Genomic DNA, 17686 nt, shown 5'->3' on the forward strand with positions numbered 1-17686 from the left:
CCGAGTTGGTGCAGGCGTTCTTCCGGGACCGCGATCTCCTCTACATCACCACTTAAGCATACCTACAGTCCAGTAACTTAGTTTCTGGTTAGTATGCGACCAGTACATCAACTCAGCCTCACCATCGAGGAATCCCAAATCACATTGACGCTTCCGCATCCATGAGCTAGGTAACCGACGAAACAGCTGGCGATGACACCGCCTCACACGTCAGACCAAGCTGATTACAGAACGTTATCAAACGACTTCCGAACAAACTGAACAGAGATCATTGACTCCAGTCAGATACAAATGAGAGACTCCAAGAGCATGCAGCAAGTCGCGACACTCAAGTGAGCTCACAATCCCGATCCGATGGAGGTAAATGCAATGAGTCCGGCGAAGGGCACTCTCGCCTCTACCAACAGCGAGCGGGTTCTCGAGGGGATCAACAGCGACTCCCCTGAGACTGCAGAGGCGATGAAGAAGCGCGTTCAGGAGTTCCTCTGCAAGGACAACGTGTCCATGATGGGCGGCTGGGTCTAACCACGCACATTTCATGAGTACCTGGGAGCGGATATGTATGCGTTCAATGTCTACCACTGCCGCAAGACGGTGGGGCGCTTAGCGAAGGCGTTGACCGCCACCGCTCCCAGGCCTCATGCCCTCATCGAAGACTATCGCAAAGCCATAAATCAATTCCGACCAATAGCTGCACCCATGTCCACAATATCAATCGGCTTTGAAGATAGCAGTTGGGGGCAGCACATCGCAAAGCATGACATATTCAGCGATTTCACTAGTACAATTTCGCCTTCAGCTCCACAACTGCGCGCCTTTTGGGCGCGCTGCACGACAGGTGCGTTAGAGCATATTCGTTCAACCGACTCGAATATTGCTAGCATGATAGATCTATTGGTCACCGACATAATCATCTTGAATACAAAATATGTCGGCGGGCGGACGGCATCCCATATTCCCGGCCTAGTATGCCTTAGCCCTTCCTGCAGGTGGCAGAAAACTGACTTCGCCGACATGATCGTCTATGAAGCTTTCCATTTGAATCTGTTCATTTCGGACATGGTCTACGGTGTATTTAGCGTGCCGCGCGCAATACTTGCCGAGGAGCAGAATCACATTTCCTCACCTACAAACCCTCACGAAACGATCCCTCTGGACCAAGCCCTACATGGCGCCGTCGCCGTGATGGCGCTTATGTATGTGCAGAGTGTACGAGGAAAAAGCTCGCTCCTCGAGATGCTGGCTACGCCCCTTAGCGGTTGCATCGAAGAATTATGTGCTCGGGCGCAATTCCTAAGCGATTATGGGCGTGAGATGATCAATCAGCTCGCCACGTTGCAGATACCAGATGACATCGAACGGCTTGGCATTCATATAGCTAAATATGAATAAACTACGATGGGTACTAGCGCCACTATCAGGTACGTGCTCAAATCGGCCGGCTAGTCAGTAGACGCCATAGATGCCTGGTTATCCATAATATGATCCTGCGCGCCCTCGACTGCGCCTTCCGTGCGGTTGAGTACTCTAAGTAACACGAATACGACACAGGAAAGGGCGAGAAGAGCCAGCAGGCATCCTGCGAGAGCGTGAGAGTACGCGACTATAGCAGAGTTGCCTATAATTCTATGCCCATTCAGCAAGGCATTGAAGAGTGCGCCTATAATAGCCACACCGAGACCATTAGCTATCTGCGCAACTGTCAAGAAGACACCAGAGGCTACTCCTGCGTCGCTCAGTCTGACCTCTTTGAGAACTGCCCCCATAAGTGGAGGGCTCACCATGCCTTGCCCCAGTCCGGCGAAGAACAAAATAGCGAGGCATATACTAATCCGCATATTTGACATCTGCCCTGACACGGCAACCCATCCAGCCGCCAGAGAGAAAATCATGACCACAGACCCGGCGGTCAGTAAACGAGCTCCTATTATTGCCGAGAACTTTCGACTCAAAGTCGAAGCCAAGACAAAACCGAGGGGAAGTGGCACGAACATCAATCCCGACTCAAGCGGGGAAAGCCTATATCCGTCCTGCAGCACGTAAGCTAGAAGTACAAAAAGGCCAGTGTTGCCACTATAAAATACGATGGCAATAGGTAGCCCTACTGCCATGCCCCGTTGTTTGAACAAATGCAGTGGCAATAGAGGTGCCCTTCCTTCCCTACTTGATCTATGCTCGACCAGCAGGAAAAAAGCGCCAGCTAGGAAGAAGCCTCCTAGAGAAATAAACATGTACCATGACCAACTCCCCGCTGGCGCTTGAATTAACGGGTAGAGCAGGAGCATTAAGGTTGAAGCTAGTAAGATGACGCCGAGAATATCAAGTTTAGGGACGTCAGAAGAGCGCCTCGACTTGATCGTTGATGAAGCCAAGATAATAACGATCAGTCCTATCGGTACATTAACCAAGAACACAGCCCGCCAGCCAATGCCAGCAAAATCAGCAGCGATAAGCAATCCTCCGAGCAGTTGACCTGTAATGGAGCCCAGTCCAACAGTCGCAGCATAGTATCCCAAAACACGAGGACGCTCGCCTGCCGGGAAGATCACTTGGATCAAGGCCAGTACTTGCGGAAGCATTAAGGCCGCGCCGACTCCCTGGATTATGCGAGTGACTATTAGGGCGATTGGACCGGGAGCAATTGCACAACCAACTGATGACGCTATGAAGATCAGCATGCCGGTCATAAATATGACTCGCTGGCCAAATATATCGCCGAGACGACCACCAGTTGTAAGCGTAACCGCGTAAGCCATCATGTAGCCGGCGATCACCAACTGGATGTCACCAAAGCTAGCTTTCAGGTCCACTTGGATGGAAGGTGCGGCCACATTGACAATGAAGCCGTCCACTATCCCCATAAACGCAGCACTAAGAAGAGCGATGAAAGCTACTCGGTGACGCGAAGATGTCGATAAGGTCACGTAATATCCAAATACTTTTATGAGAAACCCTGACGTAAGGGGGCGACAATAGAAATGAGAGCGCATCAGCCAGCTCCCCTGTAGCTAGCCCAACTGGCTGGCACTAGATACAGGGGAGCCTGTGCTTGCTAGGGGGAGGCTATAGGGACCATTCTGGCACTCTCGCTCAATTTTGTTTACTAGTGCCCATAAAAGGCATATTCTGAGCTGCTTATGGATTTGGCTACGTAATCGTAGTCGAGTGTCATGGCAAACTTATGTAGCTGATCAACTAGCATCTTGCCGTAGTCGGTGAAGAATTCACGCTTATCGATCAGGCCGGTACTGCAGTCGCGCAGCGATGACGTGAACAGGTCGACAAGAGTCGACTCTCCGCGAAGGTCTTGCATGTACATCAGCGGAACAGCTACTACGGCGCTGTGAAATGCCTTGTCCAAGGGCCGCAACTCTCCGATCTTGACCGCCGAGAGCACTCTATATTGATCTTCTGCGAGGGTCGCAGTTGGTAGAGTGTATATTCCGTACAGCATGTCCGCAACGAACAGGTTTAGGTGGATTGCTTCGTGAACGAGGGTCTCAGCAAAATCATACATGGTCCAGTTGGGACCAGGGCTAATGCAGACTAGGCCGGGAATATGCGAAGCGGAACCGCCGCCGGTCCGCTCCGTGTTTAGCAGTACAATATCAGTGACCAGTAAGTCCATAATGCGGCCGAGGTCTTCATTCAGCGAGCGTATGTACTGTTGCGCCTCCAGTACTTGACTCTTCCATGAAGCGCGCAGATCACTGCTGGATGCCCGCACGCCAACAAAGATAGCCTCGAAGAGGTTCGTCTCCGTCAAGTATTGACCCCACGGGCCATCCTCGAAGGAGACGGTGGCGGATGAAGCCGGAGGTGCGATGGGTCGAACGTTGGCGATGGCCTGCCTGTAGCTCTGGTCTATGGTGTCAGGCGTAGGCATGGTCTCACCCAGCGTTCTGACGAGTCGGCCAACGTTCTCGTAGCAGTGATAGACATTAAGGAAATGCATTGCGCCTCCTAGTACGATTTTGTGTTGGACCGCTTTGTCGAACCAGCAGCCTTTCTCTGCTCTTTGCCCTCTTTCGTATCCTCCAGGAGTCTCTCAAGCTTGTTTGCCAGTGTCAACACTTCAAGTTTAGGTTGTTGTCAGGGTTAAACGGATTGGATCTTGCCGTATGCAAACTGTGACAGCCCGTCGCCTAGCCAGCTCGTCCCAGAGTTACAGGCGCTCTCTCAGTTCGTTGCACGGCCACCTTTGCCGGCTGCGGGGGTCGCCGGCCCGGAGGAGTCCGGCTGACGCTCGTCGAAGCATGGTTTATCCGTGAATGGGGTCTCACAGCGGCATCTGCTGTACAGCACCGGAGTACGCAACACCGCCTTCCGCGGCCATACACGATCAGTCGTCATCGCACGCCTGAGCTGGGCAGCGACGTTACGTCCTTGACGTGTGCCGGTAGTTCGCATCGAAGGGGTAGGAAGGCCGGATCTTGTTAACGCGGATGCTAACTGCGTCCCGAGACGGGTGTAGACGCTCGTAGAAGACGATTAAGTAAATGGGCTCCTGACCAGCAGCGCAGAGACGTCGAGCGACGGGAGGAGACGGTCTTCTTCCGACCTTTGATCCGCAGGTCCCAGTGAGTGGCCTGCGTAGGATGGGCCGCTGTGCAACGGCTCGCCCTCTTCGACCTGGACAACACTCTCATCAACCTCGATCAGGCATTCCGAGCATGGGCTGAGGAGTTCGCCGACGAGCGAGAGCTGGGCCGCGAGGCGGTTGATTGGCTGATCAGTGTCGACCGGGATGGTATCCCGCACCGTGAGCTCTTCTTCGCCAAGCTGCAGAGGCACTTCCACCTGCCCGATCCGGTCGAGGACTTGTGGCGGCACTACCGCCTGCGCATGCCCCACCTGGTGCACTGCCGGCCTGAGGTCTTGAACGGTCTATCTGAGCTGCGTGCGTCGGGCTGGCTCGTGGCGATCGTAACGAACGGGACGGCGGACAACCAGCTTGGCAAGATCCGCAACACGGGCTTGGCCGACGTCGTGGACGCATGGGCGCTCTCGGGCGCGGAAGGAATGCGCAAGCCCGAGGTCGGCCTGTTCGAGATCGCGGCCCGGCGCTGCGGCGTGTCTCTCGATGCCGGCGGTTGGATGCTCGGAGACAACCTCACTGCGGACATCGCCGGCGGACGTGCTGCGGGACTCCGCACCATCTGGATCGACCGCGGCACATGGTCCGATGCCGAACACGGCGCCGACCACGTCGTCTCGGACGTGACCCACGCCCTGAAGATCCTGCAAGAGGGACGGTAACCGTGCGCCCGCCATGCCACTTCCACGTCGATTAACTGCGGGGAAGCCGCGACAAGCTGACGACAACGTCCGCCACCATGGGCGCGCCGCGATCGGCGCCCAGGACGTTGACGACCCCGAACCGCGCGGCCGTCGCCGAGCGCTGACGTAAGGCACGGGACTCTGATACTTCCTTCCGGACATCACCGGCGGAAGGGAACACGGACCGGCAGGCGCACATCGCCGCCGCAGCGCAGAAGCACCTCAGCAGGGACGAAGCGCCCCTTCCCTACGGCCGGCACTAGACTAGGGAGAAGCAGCGAACCAACCTTCTGCTTGCCGCCCTCGCGCACGCTCTGCTCGCGCGGCCACCGACTCGTTGAAGTCCGAGGCGAACCCTAACAGCCGCTGAACCAGCGGTAGGCCCTAGCCCGCCGCCATACGCAGGTGCCCGTCCGGATCCGGCAGAGTACGACTGTGAACAACCCGAGGAACGCCTACACCTTCGTAATTCGCAAGGCGACGGAGGCCGACTGCCCTGGCATCGTCGACGTCGGCGTTTCCTCGGGGGAGCGGTTCGAGTTGAGGGATTACCAGCTTGGAGAGATCCCAGAGTGCCTCGAGGTCTTCATCGCCGAAGACCATGCTGGGCGCCTGGTCGGCTGGCTAGAAGGCTCCTTCTACCGAGAGGTGGACGCCCCGCAGGAGCACCCGCCTCCGCACGCCTACATCGAAGCCGTCGCAGTAGCCCCCTGCGCTCGTAGGCGCGGCGTCGCCCGCTGCCTCATAGCCGAGTTCGTCAAGGCTTCTATAAGCGAGGGGCTCACCTGGATTGCGCTCACGCCCATGCACGGTGACGACGAAGGAATCGCCCCGCGGGTCGCACTATTCACCGCAGTCGGACTGCGCCCCGTCGACCCTTCCGACCCTCGCGAAGGCATGGCGGGAGCCCTTTCTGACGTCGCTGCGGTTCTGCTCGAGGCCTCCGATTCGTCGCTGCACCGATAGGAGGAGATAGAGGCCCATCGGCCTCTCCTCGAGCGCTGTCCCTAAGCCATGGGATCTGCTACACCGTTCCGGACGAACTCCACGGAGGGGGAACCATGGACCGGCAGGCACACATCAGCGCCGCGCAACAGCACCTCGGCGCGGCATTGAAGAGGCCTCTCCCAACGGCTGCGCCAGACGAGCATCAGCGCACAAACCTGCTGCTCGCCGCGATCGCGCACGCGCTGCTGGCGCACCTGGACGATGATTCGGAGGCAGAAGTGCGATTGATCTCTTAGTCAGCAGGCCGGGGCATCGGCAGCCAGTCGAGGCCCCGGCCGCGCGCTGAGGCCCCCGCCTTCAATGCCGCTCGTTGAGCTTGATCTCGATGGCTTTATGGACCTCATCTGCGATCTCGTTCCGCAGATGGTCGCGGACCTGCTGGTGACGCTCTGCTGCGGCGGGCTTCGCTTCTGCGACCTGTGCTTCGCCTTCCGGGGTAGTCGGCAAACGGACTGCGGCGCGCGTAAGCGGGATCAGCTCCTTGGGGAGCATGCGGGCGAGTGTCTCGATCCTGGCGGTGGCGCCCGAGGTGTTGGTGTCCTTCTGGTTGTATTCGGCGAGCTGGGATAAGACGTCGAGCTCGAAGTCGATGCGGCGTTCCCGTTGTAGGGCTCGCATGTTCTCGGCCCCCTGCGCGGCCGTCTGGCGCACCGTCACGATCGCGAAGGCCACAGCCAGCAGCCCAGCCGCGGCGGCTACCACATCGACCCAGTCCTTCCACGTGGTGCCGGTCACCGCGCCGCCGGAGACATTCGGGCTCGGAGCGGGACTGGGGGGCAGCTCCATCAACAAGTCGACCACTACGACCGGCCAGGACATCGCGACTCCTCGGGAGGGTTCGGAGGGAAGCTGCCATGATGCCGCATCTCGGCGTCGCGCTCTCTGGCGTTCGGCTCACAGAAGATTTGCTGCCCTCCTGGCTTGGTCACGCTCTAGTTGCATTCCTTGTTGCAGTTCACGGACGGCCCCGGACCGCCGTTGATGGATTTTCTACCTTACCTGCATAAACAACCCTTGACGACCGGTCGTGACCTTTCGTCCCGGAAACTCACAATGCGTAGATCCTAGAGCCTAGTGGTTACGCTTAGGAAAGATCCGTCCGTTGGTCAATGGGTCAGGGAGTCGGTTCGAACCCGACCGGGATTGCTTTGTGGACAGCTCTCGTGGCTGTTCTGGTGGGAGTCCGTTACGTACTTGACCAATCAAGCAACTGGTTGGCTCAGAGGGGAGGAAACATGCGTAGGGCGACGTTCGAGGTTCTCTGGTCGATTGGTTGCAATCTCGCGGGAGGCGTCCTCCTGCCCACTGACGAGCGTACGGATCTCCGGACGACAACATTGACGACAACGTCGGCCGCTACAAACACCCAGCGGCAGCCGTCGACAGCCCTCTGACCTCGTGTCCGTTGGGCGGAGCAGGGCGATCGTTCTAGCCCGAAAAACGGACGATCGGCGGTTGGACCACGCGACAGTACATCGCTCGTCTCTCCGGTAGCCGACAGCCGAGGCCATGCTATGAGGCGAGCAACTAGGCGCCCAGGCGAGACGCCCAGTATGCGTGCAATGATCAAGAGTCGGAACGATAGCCCCAGGGATATTTTTGCAGGTCAAAGGGAAATGTCGCAGTGAAAGACACTGCTCTCCTAAAGCGGGTGCCGCAGGTTCGAATCCTGCCGGGGGCACCGATGTGAGGTTGCCATTTGCCGTCCGACCTGGGCATTCTCTCTCGTGCGGCTTGCTCCCTTGTGCAGCCGTAGGCCACCGGGAGCAGTCATGGATCATGGTTCACGGAATATGCACGTGATGATCTTGGGCCCGCTCAACCTAGATCCGTAGGCGGAGGGCCACACCTTCTAGCGCTTCTCAATCGGAACCGGCGCAGCAGCGGAGCAGACGCCCAGGTCGATGACATCTCCTACCGAGAGGCAAACACGCTTCAGGAGGCGCAGCTGTTGATCGGCTCCTCGGAGGCCCCAAACCGGACAAACCAGACCTCCTCGCTCCCCTTCTTATTCCGCGTCCCGAAGGTGTGGAAGATGTAATCCTGCGGGGCGGGAGTTGGATCAGCCCCGGGGAGCCAGTCGAGACCGCCCTTACGGACAACTGCCGCCCAGGTCGTCGGAGATCGCATGACGAAACTGGCCTGGCTACAGGGAGAAACAAGCACCTGAACGTTCTGCCTCATATTCCTGTCACCCACAAGGGATAGGACAAGGACAGTGGCAGCAGCAGAGTTCGCGTTGCGAATCTTGATCTTCATCCCGGCGGCATCGGAGTACGCCAGTACTGCGACGTGCTCGACGAACATGGCATGGGCGCGCATCTCTTCGGCCTGCCGCAGTAGTTCCTCACGCTGCGCTTCTTCGCGCGAAAGCTGCCCCTGAAGCCGCGCATCCTCCTGCCGTTGATCTTGCCACATATACACGCTCGTGATCAGGGCGAATGCAGCAATGATGGAACCTGCGACTTGCCCGCGACCGCTGAGAATGCTCCCGCGTGCAGATAGTTCGGTGTAGTCAGGCTTGCGTCGGCGCTTCGCGTCGTTCGTTGCCGTGATCCATTCAAGAACCACTCCGATGCCAGCCCCCACCCCTGTCCCCAGGAGCGGAGACCAGAGTGGCACCGAGCCCCACCCGAACGGGAGCGGTATGAGGGTGGCTAAGAACTCGCCAAGGTCAAGCACCGAGCATTCCTCCGCTAAGGCGCATGGTTCGTAGGAGGATCTTGATGGGTGGAACGGACCGATAAGCCCGAAAGTTCCTTCCCATCAGTAGCCCCACCAGGAGGACCGCAGGCTCACCCTGGTCAGGCGTCAAGAGCCATGGCGATCTGGCCATTGGCACGGGCCCGTTGACCCTCTATGCATTTGGCATAAACGCGGAGGAGCACGTCAACGCCGTGCCCGGCACGCTGGGCAACCTCGGTCGGCGGAACGCCGGCGTTGAGCCACAGAGAGACCGCCGCGTGCCGTAGGTCGTACGGACGAGCCGCCAGCGGGGAGGCGACCTGCTCGGGCGTGAAGGCAAGCCGCCGGGCCTCCTGCCAAACGGCGGAGTACGCCGAGGAGAAGAAAGGCCGACCCTTACTCGTCCGGAAGAGTCTGCTGAGGGGCCCGGCTCGCCGAGGACTACGACGCGTCGCTGTCGGTGGTGAAAATGGCCGTCGGCATCCTGCGCAACGAAGGGCTGGTCATCGGCCAGCAGGGCAAGGGCGTGTACGTCCGCGAGGTCGACACCGCGGCCGGCGGCACCCCTGCCGCGACCGCCGATGAGCTGGCGGAGATCCGCGCGAGCATAACGGAGCTCACCGAGCGGCTCGAACGCATGGAGTCGGAGCTGTCGCAACAGCGGTCCGGCAAGGCCCGCCGGTCGCCGAAAAGTTGACATCCGTATCCCCTCGTCCGGGGCGGTTGTCGCGGACGTGGACGCCGATGACCCGCCGGGCGAACGCCGCCGAGGGCGTCTCCGGGGTGGCCGGCAGGCGCATCCGCCGGTCCTCCTGGCGGACGCCGACCAGCACGACGAGGAAGGCGATGATCCCGGCGACACCGAGCGCGATCAGGGCCAGGGGGAACAGTGTGGTCATGACCAGATCACCCCGTCGCTCTGCGCGGCCAGCGCCCGGCCGAGGATGGTCGCCGCCAGGACGATGGCCGCCGCAGCGCCCGGACCGTTGGTACCGGGGCGGCGGGGACGTCCGGCCGGGCGGGTGCTGCCACCCCTGCCCTTGCGCCTTCTGGCCTGACGGCGCTGCCAGCGCAACACCGCCGTGCATTTACGGCAGGTGCTGGCCCCTTTGGGCATCCGGGCGCCGCACGCGCACGGTGGGGTCTCGTCCAGCGGGGGAATCTCGTCGGTCATCTGCGGTTTCTCCTCTCGTCTCACGGTCGGTTTCGTGGTGCGAGATGAGGATGCGACGCAACGTAGGGACGAGATCACTACACGACTGGACGTGTGCAAGACGTCCCGACTAGGGTTTTGGCGTCCTAGGACGTCCTTGCGAGCAGGTGAGATGGCCAACGAGAGGTTACGAGCGGCGCTGCTGGAACGCGGCGTATCGATCGGCGACCTGGCCGTCGCCACCTCCGTGGACCCCAAGACCGTCGAGCGGTGGATCACCCAGGCACGCCGCCCCTACCGCAAACACCGGTACGTCATCGCAACGTTCTTGCAGGTCGACGAGGCATACCTGTGGCCCGACGCGCTCACCCCCGAGCAGGTCACCGCGGCCGGTGAGAGCGAGATCGTTCATGTCTATCCGCACCGCTGGGCCGTCCCCCGGGACATCTGGGGACGTCTGTTCACCGAGTCTCAGCGGGAGATCGGCATCCTGGTCTACAGCGGCATGTTCCTGGCCGACGACCCCGGCATGGTCAAGCTTCTCGGCGACAAGGCCGCTGGCGGAGTCCGGGTCCGGATCCTGCTCGGCGACCCGCACTCACCGCAGGTGGCCCAGCGCGGCGCCGACGAGGGCATCGGCGAGGCGATGGCCGCCAAGACCCGCAACGCCCTGGTCCTCTACCGGCCCATCCGCGACATCGCAGGCGTGGAGATCCGGCTACACGGCACCATCCTGTACAACTCGATCTACCGCGCCGACGACCAGGTTCTCGTCAACCCGCACGTCTACGGCCAGCCCGCCGCCAACGCCCCCGTCCTGCACCTGAAGAAGGTGATCGGCGGCGACATGGTGGCCACGTATGCGGCTGGCTTCGAACGGGTGTGGGAGCAGGCCATCCCGGTAGAGTCGTAGATCATGGCCCGCCGTATCGACTTCTACGACGACCCCGACGCCCCCGCGGCCAACAGCCTCGTCCCCTCGGTCAACGTCGTCGTCACCAACCAGGCCGGCGAGATCCTGATGATCCGCCGCTCCGACAACGACAACTGGGCCGTCCCCGGCGGCGCCATCGATCTGGGCGAGTCGATCCCCCAGGCCGCGATACGCGAGACCCGCGAAGAAACCGGCATCGAATGTGAGATCACCGGCATCGTGGGCACCTACAGCGACCCCAAGCACGTGATCCTCTACACCAGCAACGGCGAGGCCCGGCAAGAGTTCTCCATCGTCCTCACTGCCCGCGCCGTCAGCGGCGAGCCGACGCCGAGTGATGAGTCACGCGAGGTGCGCTGGATACGCCGGGACCAGGTTGAGCAGCTTGGGATGGACCGCTCGATGCGACTGCGCATCGGCCACTATCTCAGCGGTGCCGCCGGGCCGTTCATCGGCTAGCGCCAGCCGCTCCTCTATGGCGCGCACGGCCGACATGATGCACGGAGTGGCCTTGATGATGGTGGCGGTGACCAGGTCGTCCGGGCCGTAGCGCTGCCGGATCTCGGCCAGCCGGTCAACGGCCTCGACCGGCACGCCGTCCGGGCTGGTGGTCATGTCGCAGTAGGTCAGCGCCTGCACCAGGTCCGGCCGCTGCTTGGGGAATTCATCTCGCAGAATGTCCAGCAGGCCGCGGCCGTCGGCCTCGATCTCCGCGCACGTGTGGTGCGCGACCAGCTTGCACAGCAGCTCATCAGCCCCATGGACGTCTCGCAGGTAGCGCCCGCCGTCGATGGGGTGAAACCCGGTGTCCACCAGGTCCGGGGCGTACCCGATGTCATGCAGGTACGCGGACATGATCAGCAGTTCGGCGTCCTTGCCCAGGATCGGGGCGAGCTGCTCAGCCCGCCGGCCGACCCCGAGCGAGTGCTCCCACCGACGCGGGAGCGCGTCTTGCAGTGTCTTTCGTGCCAGGTCACGGGCCCAGGCGATGTTCATGTCCTTCATGTGGCTCACGATTGCAGGGCCTTCCCGACCCGATCCAGGCATCTGGCCTAGACGTCTTGAGACGTCCATGGACGTCCACGGACGTTCGTGAACGTCTATGGACGTGTTGCCCAGTCGGGGCGGACGAACCGGCCCTTGCCGTGAACGGTGACGATCAGCCCTTCGCCTTCCAGGACCCCCAGGGCATGACGGACCGTGGTCCGCGAGGCCGCATACTGCTGGCGCAGGGTTTGTTCACTGGGCACCTTGCCCGCGAGCGGCAATCGGCCGCTTTCGATCTGCGCGCGTAGGTCCGCCATGATCGCCTGGTAGAGGTACTCCCTGTCCAGGTGACGGATCTCCTCACGCAACACCAGATACCCCTTGGAGCGGATCGGGACCACAAGATCCTCTACCACCAGCACGCTCAGCGCGCGGCGGACGGTGTTCCGGGCCACCCCGTACTCCTTGCTCAGGTCAGCCTCGGAGGGCAGGTAGGTGCCGGCCGGATACACGTTGGTCGTGATCCGGTCCCGGAGCCGGTCGGCGAGTTGGGAGTACACCCGCCAGCCCGTCAGCCACCTGCCCACCGCGCCGCCCGCCACCGGTTCGTCCGTTCCTAAGCCGGTCACGACGGGTAGGCGTCGAGGATCTTCTGAAGGTCCGGCCCGAGATGCCCCTGTTCCTCCAACGGCCATCCCGCCTGCGCCGCAGCCGCGATCACCTCCGCGGCATCTTCGAGGTCATGGCAGGAGTAGCGCTCGCTGTTGTCCGATCCCCAGAAGAACCACATGAACGCGAGATGCGCGTACACCCGGCGGCAGCGAAGGTTCTTGTCGAACACCTCCAGACACGGCCGGTTGTCCTGGTCGGACAGGTGGTGGACCTCCACGCCCAGGTGGACGAGACGGTCACGTAGCTCCAGCAGGAGGCGGTCCATGAACGGCCGCTCTCGCTCGTTGAACTTGCCCATCGGCACCCTTCCGCTCTCGCGCGCCGCCTAGTCGCGCCACGCTGTGTGCCAACGAGCCTGCTCTCCGGCCTGGAACTTCTCCACCACAGCCAGGGACGTCTAGGGACGTCTTGTGCTAGCTTCGCGATGCCGGTGCATCCGTCTAGGAGGAAACCGCATGAACGACAACCTCCGCCACGCCCTCACCCAAGCCCGCATGCGAACCCTCGACATCGCCACCCACCTGGCCGTCGATCCCAAGACCGTCGACCGCTGGCTGAAGGGACGCATTCCTCACCCGCGCCACCGCTGGGCCGTCGCCGACCTCCTCCACGTCGACGAAGCCGAACTCTGGCCCGAGGCCGCCAAACCGCACCGCCCCATCGGACGGGACATCAAAGCCGTCTACCCCCACCGCTGGACGGTGCCCCAAGCCCTCTGGCGCCAGCTCTTCGCCTCAGCCCGCCACCAGATCGACATCCTCGTCTACAGCGGCCTGTTCCTCGCTGAGAACACCGGCATCCTCCAACTCCTGGCCGAACGCGCCCGAGCCGGCGCCCAGGTCCGCATCATGCTCGGCGACCCCACCAGCCCCCACGTCGCCGCCCGCGGAGCAGACGAAGGCATCGGACCTGACCTCATGACCGCCCGCATCCAAAACGCCATCAAACTCTACGAGCCGCTCCAGGACACCGAGGGCGTAGAGATCCGCCTACACCACACCGTCCTCTACAACTCCATCTACCGCGCAGACGACAACCTCTTGATCAACCTCCACGCCTACGCCACCCCCGCCGCCCAAGCCCCCGTCATGCACATCCAAGCCGGTGACGACACCAGCACCGCAACGACCTACCTCACCAGCCTCGACCACATATGGACCAGCGCCACTCCACTAGCGCAGGCCAGCTACCCGGAAGCCTGACCAAGATCGAAAAGTAACTTATCTGTACGTCTATTAAAGGCGGCTCGCCTGCGGCGATCCGCCGCGCGTTCGGCGGTCTGCTGGCCGCGCTGCGGCTCTTCGGCCGGTCGCGGCCAGCACCGCCAACGCGCTCGCACTTCGCCGAACCCGCCCTGCCGAGAAACGGGTCTGTCGACCTTCATACGGGTCATTCGCTCTTCACAACGGCCGCATCTCCAAGTGATCACAGCCACTCCACAGGAGCGGGTGGCCGGAGACCAGCCCAGATCACGGAAGGACACTTACCGATCACAAAGAAGCTCTTTACTCGGGCCTTACAGGGGTGTCACGCTCACCTCGTTTTGTCCCATAAAGAAAGGGCTCGTGTGAAACACGCTCGACCAGCGTTCGGCTTATCCTCCGCGACGCGCCGCCGAGGATCCCTCCTGACCGCCTTCGTGATGATGACCTCGCTCCTCGCGGCGCCCGCGAACGCAGAGCCAACTCCGACTTCAACAGGAGCATCCACTGCTCCCGGCCCGGTGGACACGGCCAAGGCCGAGGCCAAACGCACAGGGAAGGAGGTGGAGATCCCCAGCCTTCACACCGAGAACATGACCACCGTCGCAACGCCCGGCGGAAAAACAGTCAAGACGTACGTGTCCCTCGCGCCTGTACGGGCCAAGCGTCAGGGCCAGTGGCAGGCCATCGACCCGACCCTGATCGTGGCGGACGGCGTCGTCAAGCCCAATGTCACAGCGCTGGACATCACCCTGTCCAACGGTGGCGACGGCCCCCTGCTCACCGCCAAGGGCGACTCGCTCGGCGACAAGGACGATCCCGGTGAGATCGTCGTTGCCACACCCGGGAAACTGCCCGTGCCCGAGCTGTCGGGGAATACAGCCACTTACCGATCTGCCTACGGTCGCAACATCGACCTGGTCGTCACCATTACTTCCGACAGCTACCAGCACCAGATCGTCATCCGCGAGAAGCCTAGCAAACCGCTCAAGCTAACCGTCCCGATTGACCCGCCCAACGGCATGAGCCTGGGCAAGTCCTCCAGCGGCAAGCCTGCCGCGCTCGCAGACGGCAAGGAAGTCGCCGACCTGTCGGCGCTGCCGGTCTTGGACGCCAAGGAGATCGTCGCACCCGGCACCGGCAAGGCGGGCACGGCAACCACAACGCTGACCGGAAGCGGAGACGACGCCGCGCTCGTCGTCACCCCCGACGCCGCGTTTCTGGCCGACCCCGCGACGACCTACCCGGTGACGGTGGCCGCCGCCAATCCGACCCCCTGGCACGGGGCCGGCGCTCCCGCCGACACCTTCATCGCCAACGGCGGCAGCTACGTCAACGGCAGCTACATGGCGAACTCCAACGCTCTGTTCGCCGGACGCCGGGATGGCTACAACTATCGCTCCTACCTGAAGTTCAATCTCACCGGGGCACCGTTCATCGGGCGGGAGATCCTGGATGCGAACATCATTCTGTGGAACTACATCTCCAGCGCGTGCGGCAACGTCGGTGACATTTCCATGCACCGCATCTCCGGCGACTGGACTCCCACCTCTCTGACTTGGTCCAACCAGCCCCTCGCCGTGGCGGACGGCTACGTGGTCAACCCCTACGGCAAGGACCAGAACTGCTCCGACTGGATGGCCGAGGGCGAACTCTGGTACTCCATCGAGCAGATCACCCAAGCCTGGTCGAACGGATCACCCAACCACGGTGTCATGATCCGCGCCATAGCCGAGTCGGGTTCGAACAACTGGCGGCAGTACCTGTCCGGCAACTACCCGGAGACGGCCCCGGACGGCAGCCATCACCCCTACTTCTTCGTCGAGTACGACGCTCCTGCACCCATCAAAACCGAGTGGGTGCAGTTCGAGATGGACGACGTCGCAGGGGTGTTCCCCACGTACAACGAAGCCAAGGCCAACACCGTTCAGCCTTGGGACACCACCGCGAACTGGGCAGTGACCAACGCGGAGGCCGACGCGATCGAGAAGCTCGGAATCGGGGTCGCCAACGAGGTCACGTCCAGCAAGCTTCAGCCGTTGGGGGGCGACGCCGAGACCGATCCGTCCGAACTCGATCCGGACGAGATTCCGGCGGGCACTCCGATCGACCAGACGCCGCCCACGATCACGGAAACCCGGCCCGATGATTCCAGCGTTCCGGTCAACACCGCGATCACCGTGACCTTCAGCGAACCGGTCTGGGGAGCGAACATCGCCCTCAAGGACTCGGCCGGGACAGCGGTCCAAGGGACGACGGCCCTGGATGCCGCGAAGAAGGTGCTCACCTTCACTCCCTCTCAAGCGCTACGGCACGCGACCACCTACAGCGTGGAAGTGAACGGCGCCACGGATGCGGACGGCCAAGAGGTCACTCCACGTCTCTGGCAGTTCACCACGGAGGTGGATGTCACTCCGCCCACCGTGACATCCACGGAGCCTGCGGCTGATGCCGTCAACGTGCCCCTCCAAACCGCGGTGAAGGTGACCTTCAGCGAACCGGTCACCGACACCGTGATCGGGGTCAAGGACGGCAGCGGAGCGGATGTGCCGGGCAGTGTCTCCACTGATGGCGACAAGGTCTGGACGTTCACGCCGGCCGCTCCGTTGGCGTGGAACGGCACCTACGCGGTGCAGGTGTCCGGCGCGAAGGACGCGTCCGGGAACACGATGGCTCCGCACTCCTGGTCGTTCGCGACTGTCACGGATACCGCTGCGCCCACGGTGGCGCACGTCAGTCCGGCAGGCGGCGCCACGGGTGTCTCGGTGAAAACCAAAGTCGTCGTGAGGTTCTCCGAGGCCGTGTCGGATGCTCAGATCACCGCTGCCGATGCGGCGGGAGCGCCGGTTCTCGGTGACATCGCTGTAGACGCTGCGAACACGACGTGGACATTGACATTCGGCGGTCCCCTGAATCCCGAAACCGTCCACACCGTCAGTGTCTCAGGGGGGAGTGATCCTGCGGGAAACGTGATGGAACCATATTCCTGGTCCTTCACCACCGCCCAGCCGGACACCGTCGCGCCGACAGTCACCGCGTCGAGCCCTGAACCCAATGCCGTCGATGTGGCTCTCGGCGGCCCGATCAAGGCCACCCTCAGTGAGCCGGTGTCCGAGGGCCAGATTGTGGTCAAGGATCCGGCAGGCGGCATCGTGGCCGGTACTCTCGCGGCGGACTCCACGACCGTCCTGTCCTTCACTCCCACTCAGCCACTGGCCGAGCGCACCAAATACACGGTTGAGGTGACCGGCGCCAAGGATGACGCGGGCAACGTGATGGCCTTGCACACCTGGTCGTTCACCACGAAGGAGCTCCCACCGCCACCGAACTCACCGACGGTGGCCAGTGAATACGTGCGGCCGACCAACACCGCAGGCGCGGTCACCACACTCACCCCCGAGTTCCGCGCCGTAGTCACCGACCCCGACGGCCGATCCATGACGCTGACGGTCGAAATCGAACACGACCCCACCATCCCCAGCCAAGGCACCGGAGCCATCTGGACCGGAACCACCACCACGCCCACCACCTCCGGCAACTTCACCGGCATCTTCGTCCCCTCCGGGAAACTCAGTGACGGGTGGAAGGTCCGCTGGCGTGCCCGCGCGACCGCCTCAGGCGTCAACGGCGCCTGGACCACCTGGCACTCGTTAACCGTCGACATCTCCAAACCGACGGTGGCCAGTGAATACGTGCGGCCGACCAACACCGCAGGCGCGGTCACCACACTCACCCCCGAGTTCCGCGCCGTAGTCACCGACCCCG

At 62.0% G+C, this 17686-nt stretch carries 18 protein-coding genes and 1 pseudogene; 10 read left to right on the forward strand and 9 right to left on the reverse strand.

Annotated elements, in window-relative coordinates; all coding sequences use genetic code 11:
- Positions 1–369: 369 nt before the first annotated feature.
- Both AB0M95_RS36920 and AB0M95_RS36925 read left to right on the forward strand, forming a co-directional pair.
- Complete coding sequence (locus AB0M95_RS36920) at positions 370–525, forward strand: hypothetical protein (protein ID WP_363775145.1); 156 nt, start codon at positions 370–372, stop codon at positions 523–525.
- A gap of 33 nt (positions 526–558) precedes the next feature.
- Positions 559–1392 carry a hypothetical protein gene (locus AB0M95_RS36925; protein WP_363775148.1) on the forward strand — a complete coding sequence of 278 codons (834 nt, stop codon included), beginning with the start codon at positions 559–561 and terminating at the stop codon, positions 1390–1392.
- A gap of 50 nt (positions 1393–1442) precedes the next feature.
- Here AB0M95_RS36925 and AB0M95_RS36930 read toward each other — a convergent pair whose 3' ends face one another.
- Complete coding sequence (locus AB0M95_RS36930; RefSeq protein ID WP_363775150.1) at positions 1443–2924, reverse strand: MFS transporter; 1482 nt, start codon at positions 2922–2924, stop codon at positions 1443–1445.
- A 179-nt stretch (positions 2925–3103) separates the two neighbouring features.
- Complete coding sequence (locus AB0M95_RS36935) at positions 3104–3955, reverse strand: HEXXH motif-containing putative peptide modification protein (protein ID WP_363775153.1); 852 nt, start codon at positions 3953–3955, stop codon at positions 3104–3106.
- Between the two features lie 653 nt (positions 3956–4608).
- Here AB0M95_RS36935 and AB0M95_RS36940 point away from each other — a divergent pair.
- The 3 genes from AB0M95_RS36940 (at position 4609) to AB0M95_RS36950 (ending at position 6524) form a co-directional block, all read left to right on the forward strand.
- Positions 4609–5259, forward strand: coding sequence for an HAD family hydrolase (locus tag AB0M95_RS36940; RefSeq protein WP_363775156.1), 651 nt, complete (start codon positions 4609–4611; stop codon positions 5257–5259).
- Positions 5260–5715: 456 nt separating this feature from the next.
- Positions 5716–6246 carry a GNAT family N-acetyltransferase gene (locus AB0M95_RS36945; RefSeq protein WP_363775159.1) on the forward strand — a complete coding sequence of 177 codons (531 nt, stop codon included), beginning with the start codon at positions 5716–5718 and terminating at the stop codon, positions 6244–6246.
- Between the two features lie 95 nt (positions 6247–6341).
- Positions 6342–6524, forward strand: coding sequence for a hypothetical protein (locus AB0M95_RS36950; protein WP_363775162.1), 183 nt, complete (start codon positions 6342–6344; stop codon positions 6522–6524).
- Positions 6525–6585: 61 nt separating this feature from the next.
- On the opposite strand, the gene AB0M95_RS36955 is transcribed toward AB0M95_RS36950, so the two are convergent.
- The 3 genes and pseudogenes from AB0M95_RS36955 to AB0M95_RS36965 form a co-directional block, all read right to left on the reverse strand.
- Positions 6586–7107, reverse strand: a complete 522-nt coding sequence (locus AB0M95_RS36955; RefSeq protein ID WP_363775164.1) for a hypothetical protein — start codon at positions 7105–7107, stop codon at positions 6586–6588.
- Positions 7108–8223: 1116 nt separating this feature from the next.
- Positions 8224–8970 carry a hypothetical protein gene (locus AB0M95_RS36960; RefSeq protein WP_363775167.1) on the reverse strand — a complete coding sequence of 249 codons (747 nt, stop codon included), beginning with the start codon at positions 8968–8970 and terminating at the stop codon, positions 8224–8226.
- A gap of 122 nt (positions 8971–9092) precedes the next feature.
- A pseudogene (locus AB0M95_RS36965) lies at positions 9093–9389 on the reverse strand (site-specific integrase); the annotation flags it as partial.
- A gap of 53 nt (positions 9390–9442) precedes the next feature.
- Here AB0M95_RS36965 and AB0M95_RS36970 point away from each other — a divergent pair.
- Positions 9443–9670 carry a hypothetical protein gene (locus AB0M95_RS36970; protein ID WP_363775170.1) on the forward strand — a complete coding sequence of 76 codons (228 nt, stop codon included), beginning with the start codon at positions 9443–9445 and terminating at the stop codon, positions 9668–9670.
- Positions 9671–9868: 198 nt separating this feature from the next.
- Here the strand turns inward: AB0M95_RS36970 and AB0M95_RS36975 are convergent, their stop codons facing one another.
- A complete protein-coding gene (locus AB0M95_RS36975; protein WP_363775172.1) occupies positions 9869–10147 on the reverse strand; it encodes a hypothetical protein in 279 nt (92 codons plus the stop codon).
- A 151-nt stretch (positions 10148–10298) separates the two neighbouring features.
- On the opposite strand from AB0M95_RS36975, the gene AB0M95_RS36980 reads away from it, so the two are divergent.
- Both AB0M95_RS36980 and AB0M95_RS36985 read left to right on the forward strand, forming a co-directional pair.
- Complete coding sequence (locus AB0M95_RS36980) at positions 10299–11039, forward strand: XRE family transcriptional regulator (RefSeq protein ID WP_363775175.1); 741 nt, start codon at positions 10299–10301, stop codon at positions 11037–11039.
- 3 nt (positions 11040–11042) lie between these two features.
- Positions 11043–11519 carry an NUDIX domain-containing protein gene (locus tag AB0M95_RS36985; protein WP_363775178.1) on the forward strand — a complete coding sequence of 159 codons (477 nt, stop codon included), beginning with the start codon at positions 11043–11045 and terminating at the stop codon, positions 11517–11519.
- Here AB0M95_RS36985 and AB0M95_RS36990 read toward each other — a convergent pair.
- From AB0M95_RS36990 to AB0M95_RS37000, 3 genes are all read right to left on the reverse strand, one after another.
- The gene (locus AB0M95_RS36990; protein WP_363775181.1) at positions 11403–12065 is read right to left on the reverse strand and encodes an HD domain-containing protein; all 663 of its coding nucleotides are present in this window, start codon (positions 12063–12065) and stop codon (positions 11403–11405) included. The two genes, AB0M95_RS36985 and AB0M95_RS36990, sit on opposite strands and share 117 nt — an antisense overlap.
- A gap of 95 nt (positions 12066–12160) precedes the next feature.
- Positions 12161–12676 carry a GntR family transcriptional regulator gene (locus AB0M95_RS36995; protein ID WP_363775184.1) on the reverse strand — a complete coding sequence of 172 codons (516 nt, stop codon included), beginning with the start codon at positions 12674–12676 and terminating at the stop codon, positions 12161–12163.
- The gene (locus tag AB0M95_RS37000; RefSeq protein ID WP_363775187.1) at positions 12673–13017 is read right to left on the reverse strand and encodes a hypothetical protein; all 345 of its coding nucleotides are present in this window, start codon (positions 13015–13017) and stop codon (positions 12673–12675) included. The genes AB0M95_RS36995 and AB0M95_RS37000 overlap by 4 nt, the downstream gene beginning before the upstream one ends.
- Positions 13018–13174: 157 nt before the next feature.
- Here AB0M95_RS37000 and AB0M95_RS37005 point away from each other — a divergent pair, with 157 nt between their 5' ends.
- Positions 13175–13921 (forward strand): XRE family transcriptional regulator, encoded by a 747-nt coding sequence (locus AB0M95_RS37005; RefSeq protein WP_363775190.1) that lies wholly within the window; start codon positions 13175–13177, stop codon positions 13919–13921.
- A gap of 521 nt (positions 13922–14442) precedes the next feature.
- The coding region (locus tag AB0M95_RS37010; RefSeq protein WP_363775193.1) for an Ig-like domain-containing protein at positions 14443–17686 on the forward strand (3244 nt) is incomplete at its 3' end.

Source organism: Sphaerisporangium sp. NPDC051017 (genome assembly GCF_040683095.1).
Lineage (GTDB): Bacteria > Actinomycetota > Actinomycetes > Streptosporangiales > Streptosporangiaceae > Sphaerisporangium.